The organism is Streptomyces sp. NBC_00104 (assembly GCF_045160825.1).
In the GTDB taxonomy this organism is placed as follows: domain Bacteria; phylum Actinomycetota; class Actinomycetes; order Streptomycetales; family Streptomycetaceae; genus Streptomyces.
The window spans coordinates 7247486-7264952 of the sequence record NZ_CP108215.1; the positions used below are offsets into that span (position 1 = coordinate 7247486).

The 17467-nt window shown below is 69.1% G+C and carries 16 protein-coding genes; 8 read left to right on the forward strand and 8 right to left on the reverse strand.

Features of this window, described 5'->3' with window-relative positions:
- Positions 1–211 precede the first annotated feature (211 nt).
- Positions 212–904: a DUF402 domain-containing protein gene (locus tag OG272_RS31935; protein WP_327727979.1), complete on the reverse strand. Its 693-nt coding sequence runs from the start codon at positions 902–904 to the stop codon at positions 212–214.
- A 114-nt stretch (positions 905–1018) separates the two neighbouring features.
- Positions 1019–2404, reverse strand: coding sequence for a class II fumarate hydratase (locus OG272_RS31940; protein ID WP_327727978.1), 1386 nt, complete (start codon positions 2402–2404; stop codon positions 1019–1021).
- 149 nt (positions 2405–2553) lie between these two features.
- Between OG272_RS31940 and OG272_RS31945 the strand changes: the two genes are divergently transcribed.
- The gene (locus OG272_RS31945) at positions 2554–3288 is read left to right on the forward strand and encodes a hypothetical protein (protein ID WP_328223961.1); all 735 of its coding nucleotides are present in this window, start codon (positions 2554–2556) and stop codon (positions 3286–3288) included.
- A 273-nt stretch (positions 3289–3561) separates the two neighbouring features.
- Here OG272_RS31945 and OG272_RS31950 read toward each other — a convergent pair whose 3' ends face one another.
- Complete coding sequence (locus tag OG272_RS31950; protein ID WP_326578040.1) at positions 3562–5226, reverse strand: fumarate hydratase; 1665 nt, start codon at positions 5224–5226, stop codon at positions 3562–3564.
- A 203-nt stretch (positions 5227–5429) separates the two neighbouring features.
- Here OG272_RS31950 and OG272_RS31955 point away from each other — a divergent pair, with 203 nt between their 5' ends.
- Both OG272_RS31955 and OG272_RS31960 read left to right on the forward strand, forming a co-directional pair.
- On the forward strand, positions 5430–6152 hold the full coding sequence (locus tag OG272_RS31955) for a DUF1707 domain-containing protein (RefSeq protein ID WP_405895344.1): 723 nt from the start codon (positions 5430–5432) through the stop codon (positions 6150–6152).
- A gap of 174 nt (positions 6153–6326) precedes the next feature.
- Positions 6327–6704 (forward strand): WhiB family transcriptional regulator, encoded by a 378-nt coding sequence (locus OG272_RS31960; RefSeq protein ID WP_319239298.1) that lies wholly within the window; start codon positions 6327–6329, stop codon positions 6702–6704.
- 74 nt (positions 6705–6778) lie between these two features.
- Here OG272_RS31960 and glpX read toward each other — a convergent pair whose 3' ends face one another.
- Positions 6779–7813, reverse strand: coding sequence for a class II fructose-bisphosphatase (glpX, locus tag OG272_RS31965; RefSeq protein WP_327727975.1), 1035 nt, complete (start codon positions 7811–7813; stop codon positions 6779–6781).
- Between the two features lie 125 nt (positions 7814–7938).
- On the opposite strand from glpX, the gene OG272_RS31970 reads away from it, so the two are divergent.
- Positions 7939–8457 carry a DUF4245 domain-containing protein gene (locus OG272_RS31970; RefSeq protein WP_405895345.1) on the forward strand — a complete coding sequence of 173 codons (519 nt, stop codon included), beginning with the start codon at positions 7939–7941 and terminating at the stop codon, positions 8455–8457.
- A gap of 130 nt (positions 8458–8587) precedes the next feature.
- Here the strand turns inward: OG272_RS31970 and OG272_RS31975 are convergent, their stop codons facing one another.
- From OG272_RS31975 to xseA, 3 genes are all read right to left on the reverse strand, one after another.
- Entirely contained in the window at positions 8588–9178 is a 591-nt protein-coding gene (locus OG272_RS31975; RefSeq protein WP_327727973.1) for a malonic semialdehyde reductase, read from the reverse strand.
- A 117-nt stretch (positions 9179–9295) separates the two neighbouring features.
- Entirely contained in the window at positions 9296–9595 is a 300-nt protein-coding gene (locus OG272_RS31980; RefSeq protein WP_328223962.1) for an exodeoxyribonuclease VII small subunit, read from the reverse strand.
- Positions 9596–9605: 10 nt separating this feature from the next.
- Positions 9606–10856: an exodeoxyribonuclease VII large subunit gene (gene xseA / locus OG272_RS31985; RefSeq protein ID WP_405895346.1), complete on the reverse strand. Its 1251-nt coding sequence runs from the start codon at positions 10854–10856 to the stop codon at positions 9606–9608.
- Positions 10857–11103: 247 nt separating this feature from the next.
- Between xseA and OG272_RS31990 the strand changes: the two genes are divergently transcribed.
- The gene (locus OG272_RS31990) at positions 11104–12114 is read left to right on the forward strand and encodes a 4-hydroxy-3-methylbut-2-enyl diphosphate reductase (protein ID WP_327727970.1); all 1011 of its coding nucleotides are present in this window, start codon (positions 11104–11106) and stop codon (positions 12112–12114) included.
- A 140-nt stretch (positions 12115–12254) separates the two neighbouring features.
- Positions 12255–13001, forward strand: a complete 747-nt coding sequence (gene ppgK / locus OG272_RS31995; protein WP_327727969.1) for a polyphosphate--glucose phosphotransferase — start codon at positions 12255–12257, stop codon at positions 12999–13001.
- A gap of 183 nt (positions 13002–13184) precedes the next feature.
- On the opposite strand, the gene OG272_RS32000 is transcribed toward ppgK, so the two are convergent.
- Positions 13185–13709 (reverse strand): DUF6542 domain-containing protein, encoded by a 525-nt coding sequence (locus OG272_RS32000; protein WP_327727968.1) that lies wholly within the window; start codon positions 13707–13709, stop codon positions 13185–13187.
- A 421-nt stretch (positions 13710–14130) separates the two neighbouring features.
- Between OG272_RS32000 and ychF the strand changes: the two genes are divergently transcribed.
- Both ychF and OG272_RS32010 read left to right on the forward strand, forming a co-directional pair.
- Positions 14131–15219: a redox-regulated ATPase YchF gene (gene ychF, locus OG272_RS32005; protein ID WP_405895347.1), complete on the forward strand. Its 1089-nt coding sequence runs from the start codon at positions 14131–14133 to the stop codon at positions 15217–15219.
- 378 nt (positions 15220–15597) lie between these two features.
- A complete protein-coding gene (locus OG272_RS32010; RefSeq protein ID WP_328223964.1) occupies positions 15598–17217 on the forward strand; it encodes an endonuclease NucS domain-containing protein in 1620 nt (539 codons plus the stop codon).
- Positions 17218–17467 lie beyond the last annotated feature (250 nt).

Genomic DNA, 17467 nt, shown 5'->3' on the forward strand with positions numbered 1-17467 from the left:
CACACGGTACCGGCGGGCTCGCCGAACGACAGTACTGCCCGTCCGTCGGGCCGTCTCCGGCTCGTCCCGGTGTAACCCTCGTACCCCTTGATCACGTCTTGCCGCCCCTCGGTGACGTACGGTCAAGCCTTGCCCGAACTGCGGGAGTTGCCCCTGTGAACTCTTGCGGAGGACGATCCTACGGTTGCGGACCGGGGGCGCATCAAGGGTCTCATGAGGACAAGTGCGCGGGCGTACGGTCCCAGTCGTCCGGGAGAGACGGTACTCCCCACGCCGGGTTCGGGCGCCAGTGCTGCCAGCCGTCCGAGAACGGAGGGCCCCACGCGTGGATGGCCTCCACCGCGGACCGACCCGCCTCCCGCACCCGCTCGGCCGCGTGAGCGTCCATCAGGCCGTCCTGCTGAGCTTGCGCGAACTCGTCCTCGTCGAGCCAGTTCCAGGACCGGTCCGGGAACACACAGATGTCCAGGAAGTGGTCCTCGGAGTCCACACCGCCGTCCCAACGGGCCCGCGGTGTCTCCAGGTTGACGTACCAGTTCTTGAAACGCCAACCCTGCTCCCAGAACAGCCACACCGACCACGGCTCGCCCGGCCGCGCCAGCTTCAGCACACCGGTGCCGGACCACCGGCCGAGCCGCACGCTCCGCGGCTTCTTGTACCGGGACGTGAGGGGCTCCGAGTTCAGCGAGGTGCCGTCCGCCAGTATGGGCCGTACGCATTCGGTACCGGGCGCCATCCACACGGCCAGCAGATCCGCGTCATCGCGTACGACCGTGACGGGCCGCGCGATATGGAAGCGTTCGCCGCCGTTCTCCCGATAGCGCCACAGGATCTGACTGCCCGGCTCCCAGAACGCCGTCGATCCGTCCGCTTCCCCTCGTCTCACCACTCCGTCGTCTCCCATGCGCAGATATTAGGTGTCATGCGCATATGACGCTGCGGTACCGGTCACGGTTCACGCCTCGGCGGGAATCGGTTACCCGAGTGACACCTGCGACGGCCGGAACTCGCCGCCCGGTCACGGCCGTGTCATCCGCAGGACATCCAGCGCCTCGTCGAGCTGCTCCAGTGTCAGATCGCCACGCTCCACGTAACCGCTGTCCAGGACGACCTCGCGGATGGTCCGCCGTTCCGCGAGCGCCTTCTTGGCGACCTTCGCGGCCTCCTCGTATCCGATGTACTTGTTGAGCGGGGTGACCACGGACGGGGACGACTCGGCGTACTCACGGGCCCGCTCCCGGTCGGCGACGATCCCGTCCACGGTCCGGTCGGCGAGCAGCCGTGACACGCCTGCGAGCAGCCGGATCGACTCCAGGACGTTCTTGGCGATGACGGGCAGCATGACGTTGAGCTCGAAGTTCCCGGCGGCGCCCGCCGTGGCGACCGTGGTGTCGTTGCCCGTGACCTGCGCGGCGACCATGAGCACGGCCTCCGGGATCACCGGGTTGACCTTGCCGGGCATGATCGAGGAACCGGGCTGGAGGTCGGGGAGGGAGATCTCCGCGAGACCGGTCCTCGGCCCCGACGCCATCCACCGCAGATCGTTGGCGATCTTGGTGAGGGAGACGGCGATCGTACGGAGCTGCCCGGACGTCTCGACGATGCCGTCCCGGGCCCCCTGCGCCTCGAAGTGGTCGCGGGCCTCGGTGAGCGGCAGTCCGGTGGCCCGCGCGACCTCCGCGATGACGGCGGCGGAGAACCCGGGCGGCGTGTTGATGCCGGTCCCCACGGCCGTACCGCCCAGGGGGAGTTCGGCGAGCCTGGGGAGCGAGGCCTCCAGCCGCTCGACGCCGTACCGCACCTGGGCCGCGTACCCGCCGAACTCCTGGCCGAGAGTGACCGGTGTGGCGTCCATGAGGTGCGTACGACCGGACTTCACGACGTCGGCGAATTCCACGGACTTGCGCTCCAGAGCCGTGGCCAGATGCTCCAGGGCGGGGATCAGGTCACGGGTGACGGCGGCGGTCGCGGCGATGTGGATGGAGGAAGGGAAGACGTCGTTGGACGACTGCGAGGCGTTGACGTGGTCGTTCGGGTGCACGTCCCGGCCGAGCCGCTCGGTCGCCAGCGTGGCGATGACCTCGTTGGTGTTCATGTTCGACGAGGTGCCGGACCCGGTCTGGAACACGTCCACCGGGAAGTGCTCGTCCCAGCGGCCCTCCGCGACCTCCTCGGCCGCCTCCCGGATCGCCTCGGCGATGTCCTTGTCGAGCACGCCCAGTTCGGCGTTCACCTGCGCGGCGGCGCCCTTGATCCGGGCCAGGGCCTCGATGTGGGCGCGCTCGATGCGCTGCCCCGAGATCGGGAAGTTCTCGACCGCCCGCTGTGTCTGGGCCCGCCACTTGGCGCCCGCCGGCACGCGGACCTCGCCCATGGAGTCGTGTTCGACGCGGTAGTCACTCATGTCCGGTACAGCGTTCCGGCCGACCGTGGTGTTCCCGGCCGTACCCCGCGCGGGTGAGCGCGGAATTCCGCGCACCGATGCCGGTGACGTGCAGTAGCGTCACCCCGACGAGTCGCTCGTCGAACGAAATGCCGAAGAAAGAACGTGAATTGAGTAGAGCTGTCATACGCCGGTCCTGCGTCGCCGGTGTCGCCGCCCTGTCCCTGACCCTGCTGGCCGCGTGCTCGGACTCCGGCGGGAGCGAGAGCGAGGGGGACTCGGGCGGCAAGACGCCCACCCTCTCCGCCGCGGACCTGGAGAAGGTCGCGCTGAAGGACGGGGACGTCGAGGGCCACAAGGTCACCGAGCCCACGGCGACGGTGGACCAGAAGGACGTCGAGCCGGGCAGCGACGAGTGCGCGCCCGTCGCGTACGCCATGGTCGGCAGCGTGGTGGACGAGCCGTCCGCGACCGTGCAGCGCGAGACGGCCGGCGAGATCGACCCCGCCGAGGCCGCCAAGAGCGGCGGCTCCTCGGGTCTCGACGTCACCCGGGTCCTGCTCCGCCTGTCCGCCTACGACAGCGCCGCCGCCCAGAGCGTGATGAAGTCCCTCAACACCTCGGCCAAGGCCTGCGCGGACGGCTTCAAGGTCACGGTCGACGGCACCACCCAGGACGTCACCAAGGTCGCCACGGCCACCGCGCCGGAGGGTGCCGACGAGGCGATCGCCATCGACTTCGTCAGCGAGGCCGAGGCCGCGAAGATCCCGATGAAGGTCGTCGTCTTCCGCAAGGGCAGCACGCTGGGCTACTTCACCGCCCTCAACCTGGCCTCGGCCGCCACGGGCAAGGACTTCGAGTTCCCGACGGAGGTCGTCGAGGCACAGGTGAAGAAGCTGTCGTAACGAGGATTCCCGGCCCGCCCGGCATCTTTCGGCATTTCCGCCCGTCTGCCCGTCTGCCCGTCTGCCTGTCCGGCGTCCGAGGACGAGGCCGTTCAGGCCGAGGGGGCTGGGGGTGCAGCCCCCAGAAGCGGTCGGGGGCCGAGTCGAAGGGGCAGCGCGGGGCAGCGCCCCTGGGGACGGGGACGGGGACGCGGACTGGGACGGGAACGGGTAGGGGCGGCGGGGGCGAGAAATCCGCCCCACGGCCGCCCCGAGCCCGCTACCTGCCACCCCCTACGCCAGCCCGGGCCCCCGCACCGGAATCGACGTGAACGTGGGCGCCGGCGCCGGGTCCTTGAAGAAGTCGTTGCCCTTGTCGTCGACGACGACGAACGCCGGGAAGTCCTCGACCTCGATCTTCCAGACGGCCTCCATGCCGAGCTCCTCGTACTCGACGACCTCGACCTTCTTGATGCAGTCCTGCGCGAGCCGGGCCGCGGGCCCGCCGATCGACCCCAGGTAGAACCCGCCGTGCGCCCCGCACGCGTCCGTGACCTGCTGCGACCGGTTCCCCTTCGCCAGCATCACCTTGGAGCCGCCCGCTGCCTGGAACTGCTCCACGTAGGAGTCCATCCGCCCGGCGGTCGTCGGGCCGAACGACCCCGACGCGTACCCCTCGGGCGTCTTCGCCGGGCCCGCGTAGTACACCGGGTGGTCCTTGAGGTACTGCGGCATCTCCTCGCCCGCGTCGAGCCGCTCCTTGATCTTGGCGTGCGCGATGTCCCGGGCCACGACCAGCGGCCCCGAGAGCGAGAGCCGCGTCTTCACGGGGTACTTGGTCAGCTCGGCGAGGATGTCGTCCATCGGCTGGTTGAGGTCGATCTCGACGACGTCGCCCTCCTCGAGGTGCTCGTCCGTCGTCTCCGGAAGGAACCGCGCCGGGTCCGTCTCCAGCTGCTCCAGGAACACACCCTCGGCGGTGATCTTCGCGACGGCCTGCCGGTCGGCCGAGCAGGACACGGCGATCGCGACGGGGCACGAGGCGCCGTGCCGCGGCAGCCGGACGACCCGCACGTCGTGGCAGAAGTACTTGCCGCCGAACTGCGCGCCGATCCCGATCTTCTGCGTCAGCTCGAAGACCTTCTCCTCCAGCTCCTTGTCCCGGAACCCGTGCCCGAGCGGCGACCCCTCGGCCGGGATCTCGTCCAGGTAGTGCGCGGAGGCGTACTTCGCGGTCTTCAGCGCGTACTCGGCGCTCGTACCGCCCACCACGATCGCGAGGTGGTACGGCGGACAGGCGGCCGTACCCAGCGAACGGATCTTGGCCTCAAGGAACTTCATCATGGAGGCCTCGTTCAGGACGGCCTTCGTCTCCTGGTACAGGAACGACTTGTTGGCCGACCCACCGCCCTTGGCCATGAACAGGAACTTGTAGGCGCCGCCGTCGGTGGCGTACAGCTCGATCTGCGCCGGCAGGTTCGACCCGGTGTTCTTCTCCTCCCACATGGTGAGCGGAGCCATCTGCGAGTAGCGCAGGTTCAGGTTCAGATAGGCGTCGTAGATGCCCTTGGACAGGGCCTTCTCGTCCCCGCCCTCCGTGAGCACGTTCTGCCCGCGCTTGCCCATGACGATCGCCGTACCCGTGTCCTGGCACATGGGCAGCACACCGGCGGCCGCGATGTTCGCGTTCTTCAGCAGGTCCAGCGCGACGAACTTGTCGTTGCTCGACGCCTCGGGGTCGTCGATGATCCGGCGGAGCTGCGCGAGGTGCGCCGGACGCAGATAGTGCTGGATGTCGTGGATCGCCTCGGCGGCCAGCTTGCGCAGCGCCTCCGGCTCCACCTTGAGGAACGTCCGCCCGTCGGCCTCGAAGGTGGAGACACCCTCGGAGGTCACCAGCCGGTACGGGGTGGTGTCCTCTCCCATGGGGAGCAGATCGGTGTACTCGAACTCAGGCATGTCGCCCATTCCTCACTCGACAAGGCTGGTGTCGGGCTCGCGCGCCCCTGCGGCTCACTCGCCGACGGCTGACCTCCGTTGGCAGCGCCACCAGCGTAGGACCTGCTTCGGAGAGCGGGCTTGTGAGGTAAGGCTCAGTTCGGCGGCCCCGAGTTGTCCACACCCCCTGGTCGCGATCTATCGCGAGTGGGTAATCTGCTGTCGTGGACCTTCAAAAGCGCCCCACCCAGGATCCGCCGTTGTCGTCTGCCGAGCTGCGCGCGTCCGACGCCGACCGCGACCGGATAGCCGACCTCCTGCGCGACGCCCTCGCCGAGGGCCGCCTCACCGCGGAGGAGCACTCCGAGCGGGTCGAGGGCGTGCTCGCCGCCAAGACCGTGGGCGAGCTGGACGTCTTCGTACGGGACCTGCCCGCCGGTCAGGCCCGGAAGGCGGGGCGGGCCTATGTGGCGCCCGTCTCCTCCGTGCCCAACCGCCCGACGCCGGGCGCCATCCCGATCGACCCCGACGACCGTCTGGTGGCCGTCTTCAGCGCCTCGATCCGCAAGGGCCGTTGGCGCGCCGGCCGCCGCATCCACGCGTACGCGATATTCGGCAGTGTCGAAATAGACCTCAGCGAGGCGCTCTTCGAGCACCGCCAGGTGATGATCAAGGCGATCTCGGTCTTCGGCAGCGTCGAGATCCGCGTCCCGGAGAACGTCTCGCTGCGCGGCAGCGGCGCCGGCATCCTCGGCAACTTCGAGGTGGACGCGCTGGATTCGGTGGAGACCGACGCCCCCGTGGTCTATGTGGACGGGCTGGCCGTCCTCGGGAGCATCGAGGCGAGGCCCAAGCGGGGCAAGGTGATCGCCGACCTCCTCGGCCGGGTCACCGACCACGTCTCCCGCAAGGTGGACGATCATTTGCGCAAACACCTGGACCGTTGACGGTTGTGAATTCCACCACGCTCGGACACCACCCGAAGGGATCCGATCCGGTGGTGACCACGGGGTGGTGACGGCGAATTCCAGCGGATCGGGACTCAGTGCATAGGCCCGCGCACAGCGGGTAGGCCTTGCTGCATCGTCTCTCGCTCGCGAAGCCGTCGTCAGGAGTAGACCGTGCTGCATCCGCCGCATTCGTCCCTGCAGGTCGCTGCTGTTCCGCCCCAGCGGGTGCCAGTGCGAGACCGGGATCAGGACGCCCCGTGGCACACGGAGGCCGTGTGCCGGCGTGACGAGGCCGGGCTGTTCTTCGCCCCCTCCAAGGAACCCACCGCGTCCCGGCTCTCCCGAGAGGAAGCCGCCAAGCGCGTCTGTGCCCGCTGTCCCGTCATGGTCGAGTGCCGGGAACACGCACTCCTGCAACCCGAGCCCTACGGAGTCTGGGGCGGCCTCACCGCGGCGGAACGCCGAGTGGTCCTCGCCCGCCGGCGCCGCCGAGATGTCGAACTGCAGAAGGCGGCGAGGACGAACGGGACGATAGCGGCGGCCGGTTAGCCCCGCACGTACACGCCACGAGGGCGCCCTCTCCGCACAAGAGGGCGCCCTCGTGGCGTGCGCGGCCGGTGGAGCTACTTGGCCTTCTCGAAATCGATCGAGCTGTACGCCCGCAGCTTGCTCAGCCGATGCACCGAGTCGATCCGCCGCACCGTCCCCGACTTCGACCGCATCACGATCGAGTCGGTGGTCGCGGTCTCCGACCGGTACCGCACCCCACGAAGCAACTCCCCGTCCGTGATCCCGGTGGCCACGAAGAACACGTTCTCCCCGGAGACCAGGTCATCGGTCGTCAGCACCCGGTCGAGGTCGTGCCCCGCGTCGATCGCCCGCTGCCGCTCCGCGTCGTCCTTCGGCCACAACTTGCCCTGGATGGTGCCGCCGAGGCACTTCACCGCGCAGGCCGAGATGATGCCCTCGGGCGTACCGCCCACTCCGAGCAGCAGATCGACGCCCGTGCCCTCCCGCAGCGCCAGGATCGAGCCCGCGACATCCCCGTCGGAGATCAGCTTGATCCGCGCACCGGCCTCCCGGATCTCCTTGATGATCCCTTCGTGCCGGGGCCGGTCCAGGATGACCACGGTCACGTCGTCCGGCGCGGACCGCTTCGCCTTGGCGACCCGGCGGATGTTCACCGACACGGGCGCGTTGATGTCGACGAAGTCGGCCGCCTCGGGCCCGGTGACCAGCTTGTCCATGTAGAAGACGGCCGACGGGTCGAACATCGTGCCCCGGTCGGCCGCCGCGAGCACGGCGATCGCGTTCGTCATGCCCTTGGCGGTCAGCGTCGTGCCGTCGATCGGGTCCACGGCGATGTCGCACTCCGGGCCGGTGCCGTCACCGACGCGCTCGCCGTTGAAGAGCATCGGAGCCTCGTCCTTCTCGCCCTCCCCGATCACGACGACGCCGTTCATCGACACGGTGGAGACGAGGGTCCGCATGGCACGCACGGCGGCTCCGTCCGCCCCGTTCTTGTCCCCGCGGCCGACCCAACGGCCCGCAGCCATCGCAGCCGCCTCGGTCACCCGCACGAGCTCCAGGGCGAGGTTGCGGTCGGGGGCCTCGGAGGGGACTTCGAGCTCGGACGGCAGATGGTGGTTCTCGGTCATCGGAGCGCACCTTTCTGATACGGCGACGGCCGGATGAGGGTTCTGCCCGACTCTATCGTCAGTCCGACAAAATGAGCAGGGGACCCCACGGATGAGCGGACCAGTACACCTGCGACGATGAGGACGTGGCAGGTACGAAAGGCAAGCAGACCGTTCGCGACATGGTCCTCTCCCTGGGGCTCATCGTGCTGGCGGCATGGGTCATCTATCTCTTCATCCCGCATGACGAGACCGAGCAGGAGCTCAAGCGCGTCGACTACCGCGTCGAACTGCTGACGGCGCGTCGCGCGGCCTCCTACCCGGTGGCCGCTCCCGAGGGCCTGCCGGACAGCTGGAAGGCGACCTCCGTCCGCTTCCAGGGCGACGAGTCCGACCACTGGCACCTCGGGTTCCACGACCCGGACGGCCGGTACGTGGCGGTCGAGCAGTCCACCGAGAAGCCGTCCCGGTTCATCGCGGACGCCACCCAGGACGCGAAGAAGACCGGGACCACGCGGCAGATCGGCGACGAGACCTGGACCCGGTACGAGGGCGAGCGCTACGACGCCCTCGTCCTCGAGAACACGGGCTCCACGACCGTGGTCGCCGGCTCCGCCTCCTTCGACCGGCTGACGAAGATGGCCGAGGCGCTCAGGACGAAGTGACCGCGCGGAGCGCGAGCCCGCGTGAGCGGAGCCCGCGGAGCGCGAGCGGACGCGCGCATCACGTGAATGTACGAAGGGCCCCCGGCTGCGAGGCGCAGCCGGGGGCCCTTCGTCATGACTGGCGCGAGGCTCAGACCGTGGTGACGACGTGGTCGAAGTCCAGGCGCGGGGAGCGCGGTCGGGACGCGTCCTCGCCGGGCCTGCCGATGTTGACGACCATCAGCGGGGTGTGGTCGTCGTCCAGGAACTCCTTCTGGACGCCGGCGAAGTCGAAGCCGGTCATCGGGCCGGCGGCCAGGCCGGCGGCGCGGACGCCGATGATGAAGTACGCGGCCTGGAGGGCGGCGTTCAGGCCGGCGGCGGACTCACGGGCCCCGCGCTCGGCGAAGAAGAGGTCCTTGACCTGCGGGAGCGCCGGGAAGAGGGTCGGCAGCTCCTCGTGGAACTCGTTGTCCGCGGCGAGGATCGCGACCAGCGGGGCGGTGGCCGTCTTGGCCCGGTTGCCCTCGGCCAGGTACGGCACCAGGCGCTCACGGGCCTCGGCGGAGCGGACCAGGACGATGCGCAGCGGGGTCTGGTTGAAGGCGGTCGGACCGTACTTGACGAGGTCGTAGATCGCCTGCACCTGCTCCTCGCTCACCGGCTCGTCGGTGAACGTGTTCGCGGTGTGGGCCTCGCGGAACAGGAGGTCCTGGGCGGCGGGGTCGAGAACGAGGGACATGGAGCAACCTTCGTGCGATGTCGGGTGTACGTCCTCGACCGTACAGTGAATGAAGTTCAACCTTCAACCAAAAGCGGGGTGTGGTGATCCGCTTCACAGTGCCCCGGCGGGCACCGGTCACCCGGCCTCGCCGTCTCCCTCTTCCCCCTCCGCCAGCGCCGCGTCCAGCCGCGCCCGCGCCCCGTCCAGCCAGCGGCGGCAGACCTTGGCCAGCTCCTCGCCGCGCTCCCAGAGGGCGAGGGACTCCTCCAGCGTCGTACCGCCCGCCTCCAGCCGGCGGACCACCTCGATCAGCTCGTCCCGTGCCTGCTCGTACCCGAGGGCGCGGTCGGCCTCCAAGGCCCCGGCCGTCCCGGCCGCTCCGGTCGTCCCGGCCGCTCCGGTCGTCCCGTCGGCCTCGCTCACGTTGCTGGTCATGCGGCCCACCTTATGCGTCCCCTCCGACAGTCCCGGCTGCGTCGACAGTCCTCGTTCCGTCGACCCGGACGGCGAACTCGCCCTCGGCCACCCGGGCACGCAACGCCTCGTCCGGCCCGACCTCGCCGGGCGCGCGGACCACATGCCCGTCCGCCTTCTGCAGCACCGCGTACCCCCGCTGGAGCGTCGCCGCGGGAGAGAGGGCCACCACGCGCGCGTGCGTGTGCGTCAACTCCGAGACGGCGCGGTCCAGGTGGTGTCCGAGGCAGCGGCGGCCCCGGTCGAGCAGCGAGGCCACCTGGTCGGCGCGCTCGTCGATCATGCGGTGCGGATCCTCTATCGAGGGGCGCGCGAGAGCGTGCGCGAGCCCCCGCTCCTCCCGCTCCACGAACGACTCCACGCACCGCCGCGCCCGGTCCCGCAGCCACCGCACCCGCTCGTACTCCTCGCCCACGTCCGGCACGACCTTCTTGGCCGCGTCGGTGGGGGTGGACGCGCGCAGGTCCGCCACATAGTCCAGCAGCGGGGTGTCCGGCTCGTGCCCGATCGCCGACACCACCGGCGTACGGCAGGACGCGACCGCCCGTACGAGCTGCTCGTCGGAGAACGGCAGCAGGTCCTCCACGCTGCCGCCGCCGCGCGCCACGACGATGACGTCCACGCCGTCCAGCGCGTCCAGCTCCTTCACCGCCTGCACGACCTGCGGCACCGCGTGCACGCCCTGCACGGCGACGTTGCGCACCTCGAAACGGACGGCCGGCCAGCGCCGCCGGGCGTTCTCCAGCACGTCCCGCTCGGCCGCGGAGGCCCGTCCGCACACCAGTCCGATCAGCTGCGGCAGGAAGGGCAGCGCCTTCTTCCGCTCCGGCGCGAACAGCCCCTCGGCGGTCAACGACTTCTTCAACTGCTCCAGCCGGGCCAGCAGTTCACCGACCCCGACCGGCTTTATCTCGGTGGCCCGCAGCGACAGATGCCCGCGTGGCGCGTACCACTCCGGCTTCGCCAGGACGACGACCCGCGCGCCCTCGCTCACCACGTCGGCCACCGAGTCGAACACCTGGCGGTAACAGGTCACGCCCACGGAGATGTCGTGCGACGGGTCCCGCAGCGTGAGGAACACGACGCCCGCGCCCGGACGCCGCGACAACTGCGTGATCTGCCCCTCGACCCACACCGCCCCGAGCCGGTCGATCCAGCCGCCGATGAGCCGGGAGACCTCGCCGACGGGAAGGGGGGACTCGGCGGACGTGTTGAGAGCCATGAGGGGAGCGTAACGGGGGGCACGGACAAGGCCGCCCCATAGCTCGGGGGTTCGGGTGCGTCGGCGGGGGCGACGGGTTTCCGGGCCGAAAAGCACGGGGCGCAGCCCCTGCTTTCCAGGGGCGCGGGGAACTGCGCGACCAGCCCCCACCGGACCAGCCCCCACCGGACCCGCACCCGCCACACCACCCGCACCCCCGAGCTATGAGGCGCCCACCGGCGGAGCCCAACGTGGGGAACCCCCTACGATGGAGGACATGACCGATTCGCCTGGCCGCCGCCGTGTCCTCCTCGCCGCCCCGCGCGGCTACTGCGCGGGTGTCGACCGCGCGGTGATCGCCGTCGAGAAGGCCCTGGAGCAGTACGGGGCCCCGATCTACGTCCGCCACGAGATCGTCCACAACAAGTACGTCGTGCAGACGCTGGAGAAGAAGGGCGCCATCTTCGTCGAGCAGACGGAGGAGGTTCCCGAGGGGAACATCGTCATGTTCTCGGCGCACGGCGTGGCCCCGACCGTCCACGACGAGGCCGCGCGCGGCAAGCTCGCCACCATCGACGCGACCTGCCCGCTGGTCACCAAGGTCCACAAGGAAGCGATCCGGTACGCGCAGGACGACTTCGACATCCTCCTGATCGGGCACGAGGGCCACGAAGAGGTCATCGGCACCTCGGGCGAGGCGCCGGACCACATCCAGCTGGTCGACGGTCCCGAGGATGTCGCCAAGGTCGAGGTCCGCGACCCGTCCAAGATCGTCTGGCTCTCGCAGACCACGCTCTCGGTCGACGAGACGATGGAGACGGTCGGCGCGCTCAAGGACAAGTTCCCGCTGCTCGTCTCGCCGCCCAGCGACGACATCTGCTACGCCACGCAGAACCGTCAGCTCGCCGTGAAGCAGATGGGCGCCGAGGCGGAGCTGGTCATCGTGGTCGGCTCCCGCAACTCCTCCAACTCGGTCCGGCTCGTCGAGGTCGCCAAGCTCGCCGGCTCCCGCGAGGCCTACCTCGTGGACTTCGCCGACGAGATCGAGGAGGCGTGGCTGGAGGGCGTGGAGACCGTCGGCGTCACCTCGGGCGCCTCCGTGCCCGAGGTCCTTGTCGAAGAGGTCCTGGAGTGGCTCGCGCAGCGCGGCTACGGGGACGTCGAACTGGTCAAGGCCGCGGAGGAGTCGATCACGTTCTCCCTGCCCAAGGAGCTGCGTCGCGACCTGCGCGAGGAGGCCGCGTCCCTGGTCGCCGAGCGCACCGGACAGGGCGCCTGACCGCCTGAGCACCCGCGTACGGCCCCGGAACGTGAAGGTTCCGGGGCCGTACGCGTTCGAGGACGTGAGGGGTTCCGGCTCCCGTCGGCGACGGGGACCTCGCGAGCGTGACTGTAAGTCGTACGACGTAACGTAGGGCCATGCACATTTTCGGCGTGGACATCGGTGGTTCCGGGATCAAGGGCGCTCCCGTGGACCTGGACCTGGGCGATCTGGCGGACGAGCGGTACAAGGTGCTGACCCCGCAGCCGGCGACGCCCGACCTGGTGGCCGACGGGGTCAAGGAAGTCGTCGACCACTTCGGCTGGACCGGACCGGTCGGCATCACGTTCCCCGGCGTGGTCACCGGCGGTGCCACGATCCGTACGGCGGCCAACGTCGACAAGAGCTGGATCGACGTCGACGCGCGCGCCCTGCTGAGCGAGCGGATCGGCGACCTGCCGGTGACCGTGGTGAACGACGCGGACGCGGCGGGGGTCGCCGAGGTCCAGTTCGGCGCCGGGCGCGACCGCCGGGGCACGGTCATCCTGCTCACCTTCGGCACGGGCATCGGCAGCGCCGTCTTCTCCGACGGCGTCCTCGTCCCCAACACGGAGCTGGGCCACCTGGAGCTGCACGGCCACGACGCCGAGACCCGCGCCTCCACCAAGGCCAAGGACGACCACGAGCTGACCTGGGAGCACTGGGCCAAGCGCGTCACCAAGTACCTCGCCCATGTCGAGATGCTCTTCTCTCCCGAGCTCTTCATCATCGGCGGCGGCGTCAGCCGCAAGTCCTCGAAGTTCCTCCACCTCATCGAGGACATCAAGGCGGAGATCGTCCCGGCCCAACTGCAGAACAACGCGGGCATCGTGGGCGCGGCGATGCGGGCGGCGAAGGCCGACTAGGGCCTGTCGTTTGGATCATGCCGACTTCGGCCACGGGTGCCTGGTGATCGCCGGTGAGTGGGGCTTGGTGCGTGCAGCTGCAAGGCGGAGGAGGGCGTCAACGCGGAGCGTTGGCAACTGACGACAACGCCGCAGATGGGCGTGCCAAGCCCTGCGGCCCAGGCGTGATCCAAACGGCAGGCCCTAGGAGCCCCGGGGGACGGTGCGGCGGGGCTGGACCGGAGCCGTCGGGGCCCGGGGCCCGATCGGCCGGCGGTCGTACGGGGGCCGGGGCTGGGCACCCGGCGCCCGGACCTTCGGGCCCTGCCTCCCGACGCGCTCCCGGCCCTCCCGCTCGGCCGCCCGGCGGGCCATCAGCCGCAGCTTGCGTACGGTCACGATGACCCCGGCGACGAGCGTGCCGCCGTACAGCCAGCCCGCCTGCATGGCGAGGGCGGTGACCAGGGCCATCAGATGTCCGCCGAGCCCGCCCTCACCCTCGGCGAGCAGCGGCAGGCCGGCCGCGAAGGCGATCGGTACGACGACGGGCGCGCTCGCCAGGTCACCGCGCCGCACCCACACCGCGCTCAACGCGCTGACCAGCAGGAACAGCGTCCCGTACAGGGCGGGGGACGAGCCGAACAACAGCCGGTCGAGGCCGGCGAGCGCGAACATCGACGCCCCGCAGAACAATCCACAGCCCAGGGCGGTGAGGCGTGGGTTCGGCATCCGGCGCACGGCCCGCACGACGTTCCGCACGGCTCGGACCGGCGGCGGGACGGGCCCGCGCGCGACCGGAGCACGACGCGGTCCGCCCGCGCCGGGAAGCCGGCCCCCTCTGCCCGCCTGCGGGGGAAGGGGTGGGGCGCCGCGCTGCGGCCCGGTCCGAGGGGGATACGTCCTTTGCTGCTGCTCCACTCGACCAACTTAGGTCGGTTAATGTGCCGAATGGGTTCACAGACACGCCGTTGAGCGGACCTTGGCCAAGCGTTCGATACCTCGCCGGACCGGGTGTCCGCACGCCGTAAACTGGGGGATCGGCCGACCCTCCGGCCGCTGGGGCAGATCCGCCGGACAGGCCTCAGGTCCCAGGCCCTGCCGCTCCAGCACCCCGGCCGCCTGGCCCTCCTACGTACGGGAAGTCGCAAACGTGTCGCTCACGATCGGAATCGTCGGTCTGCCCAACGTCGGCAAGTCGACCCTGTTCAACGCCCTGACCAAGAACGACGTGCTGGCGGCCAACTACCCGTTCGCCACGATCGAGCCGAACGTCGGCGTCGTAGGCGTCCCGGACGAGCGCCTGGCCAAGCTGGCCGAGATCTTCGGCTCGCAGAAGATCCTCCCGGCGACCGTCGACTTCGTCGACATCGCGGGCATCGTCCGCGGCGCCAGCGAGGGCGAGGGCCTCGGCAACAAGTTCCTCGCGAACATCCGCGAGTCGGACGCGATCTGCCAGGTCATCCGTGCCTTCCAGGACGAGAACGTCGTGCACGTCGACGGCAAGGTCTCGCCCAAGGACGACATCGAGACGATCAACACCGAGCTGATCCTCGCCGACCTCCAGACCATCGAGAAGGTCCTGCCGCGCCTCCAGCGGGAGTCGCGCATCAAGAAGGACATCGGGCCGAAGGTCGCTGCGGTCGAGGCGGCGCAGGAGATCCTGGAGAAGGGCGACACCCTGTTCTCCGCGGGCATCGTGCAGGGCTCCGGAAACGAGGAGCTCCTCCACGACCTGCACCTGCTCACCACCAAGCCGTTCCTGTACGTCTTCAACGTCGACGAGGACGAGCTGACCGACGAGGACTTCAAGAACGAGCAGCGCGCCCTGGTCGCCCCCGCCGAGGCGATCTTCCTCAACGCGAAGCTGGAGGCGGACCTCGCCGAGCTCGACGAGGAGGAGGCGATGGAGCTCCTGGAGTCCGTCGGCGTCGAGGAGCCCGGCATGGCGACCCTGGCCCGCGTCGGCTTCGACACCCTCGGCCTGCAGACCTACCTCACGGCCGGCCCCAAGGAGACCCGCGCCTGGACCATCAAGAAGGGCGCCACCGCCCCCGAGGCCGCCGGTGTCATCCACACCGACTTCCAGAAGGGCTTCATCAAGGCCGAGGTCATCTCCTTCGCCGACCTCGTCGAAACCGGCTCCGTCGCCGAGGCCCGCGCCAAGGGCAAGGCCCGCATGGAGGGCAAGGACTACGTGATGCAGGACGGGGACGTCGTCGAGTTCCGCTTCAATGTGTGATCGATGAATTGCCGTACGCTAATGCAGTTCATTTAGTGTGCGGACGTGGGGTCGAGCCCTCTCGTGAGCTCGGCCCCTTCGTCGTTCCCGTGCTGCCCCTGGCTGCGCCTCGTGGGCGGCGTCTGTGCGGCGCGCTATGCCTGCACAGTGGCTGCGCCAGACTGGCGGTGGATCGCCGCACTCCTGGAAGATGCGATGCACACCAGCCCACTTGCGGGCCCAGAACCTCCTGTGCGGCTTGCTCTCGGAGTTCGCCGCGATTGCCGACGCGCTGGCACGTGAGGCCCCTTCACCGGGATACCGAAGCTGTGCGCAGGAGCCTCACCAATCAGCAACAGCCGTAGGGTCGGTGTCAGTCCTACGGTTTAGCCTTCGGCCATGCGGCCACCTCTTGAACACGAGCTGCGTGATGCGCTCGTACACAACTTGGAGTTGATCGAGCCGGGCCTCCGGCCGGTTCAATTCAAGGAGTACCCCCTGCCCAATGCCCACGGCACCAAGGGCAGCATCGACATCTTGGCTCGTGACCGCCATCGGATGTGGGTGGTCGTCGAGCTGAAGCGGTCGCGGTCGAGCGCACGGCAAGCCCTGCACGAGGTGAACAAGTACACCGAGCTTCTCTGCCGGGAGAAGAACCTCGCGCCTGACCGTATCCGAGCTGTGATCGTGGCAATGCCGGATGACTGGGAGGAACTGCTGACCGCCGTCAGCAACGCGGCGCGCGACTGGAGCCATGACCTTCGCGGTTACCGGCTTCTCCTGGACAGGGGCGGTCATCCCGTCGGGGCCGAGCGGGTACAGCTTCTGCCGCAGGCCTTCGAGCCTCGCATCACTCCCATTCACAACCTGTTCTTCTTCACCACGGAGGAACAACGCCGGCACGGCTGGAGCATCGTCAGCAAGGTGGCCGCCGATCTTGGGGCGCTGGACCTGTTGGCGGCGGACTTCGATCGAGTAGCGGAGAAGCAACGCACCCCTGCACCCTTCGGCCTTTACCTGGCGGTAGGCCGGGTCAACGAGGGACGCGCATCGGCGGACCTCCTGAGTGGTTATGACGGTCCGGAACCGTTCGCCGCAGAGCACCCTGCCGAGTACCTGGCCCTCTGCGCGATCTGCAACCGTCTTGCCCGCAGTGAGATACGCGGTATGGACATGGAAGGTGCGCAACCGGGTCTGCTCAGTAATCTCGCCGACGATCCCAACTGGGCCGTCCGAGGCTTTCGGGGCACCGGAGCGTTCGGTGACACGGCGGCCTTTGAAGAGCGGGACCTGTTCCGATTCCTCACCGGGGACGATCGAGGTGACAGTCAGGTTCTCTACACGGGGTCCGCAAGCCCGCAGGTAGCGAGCCGCTGGGAAGGGTTCCGGAGAGAAATCCGACAGAGTTTGGCCGGCAACCAGGAGTGGGAGTCGCTGGTTGATGGTTGGCTCGATGAGGCGAGTCAGAAGGTCGGGGACGGAGATGTCGGGCTGCACATCTACAACCCCTGCAACCTTCTGCAGGCAATCATCCACGGGTGGCCGGATCGGGTGGAGGAGTTCTTGCCCATGGTCATGGGCGAAGCCGTACCCGACCAGGGGCGGCCGAGCTCAGTGCGTGGCGCCCTGTGCTGGAACGGGCGAGGTATGTCACTTCCCGAGGCAGTACGGCTCGTCTATCGAGATCCTCTGTTCCTGATGAGCAACATGTACGGCGGAACCGTGTGGGAGCGTGACCAAGAGCTGCTGGACCTCCTCGGGCTTCAGTACGTGCTCTTGGAGAAGGTCGGCTCCAGCCGGGCCAAGGCATCCGCGATCGACGAGCGCCGCATCTGGGTGCGACGCGAGCAGGGCGTTCGCGTCTACTCCTCACTCGCGCACCCCTACGCATACGCACAGGCGCATGCGGACATTGCGGCTGACGGTGAAATTGTCTCCGTCGCGCAATATCTCAACATGCGTCCCCGTGAAGTGGAGATAGTAGCCAGGGAGTACCGCGACTTCGTTCATGTCGTTTAGCCCCGACTGACCGGGTGGTAATGGTCTGGGCCTTCGAATGAGCAGGTCAGGGCGTGATGCGCGTACAAGGCTCGACCGCCGCGATGTTCCGCCTGCCCCCTTTGCGCCGTAATAGGCATTCCGCTTCGGCGTCTGGTTGGCGAGGTACTGCCACGCTGCTGAGCTGACACACAGACAGATCAGAAGGGGGCCGACTCTTCGGAGTCGGGCCCTTCGTCTTTGTCGCGCCGACGTGGGGCCAGGGTGGTCG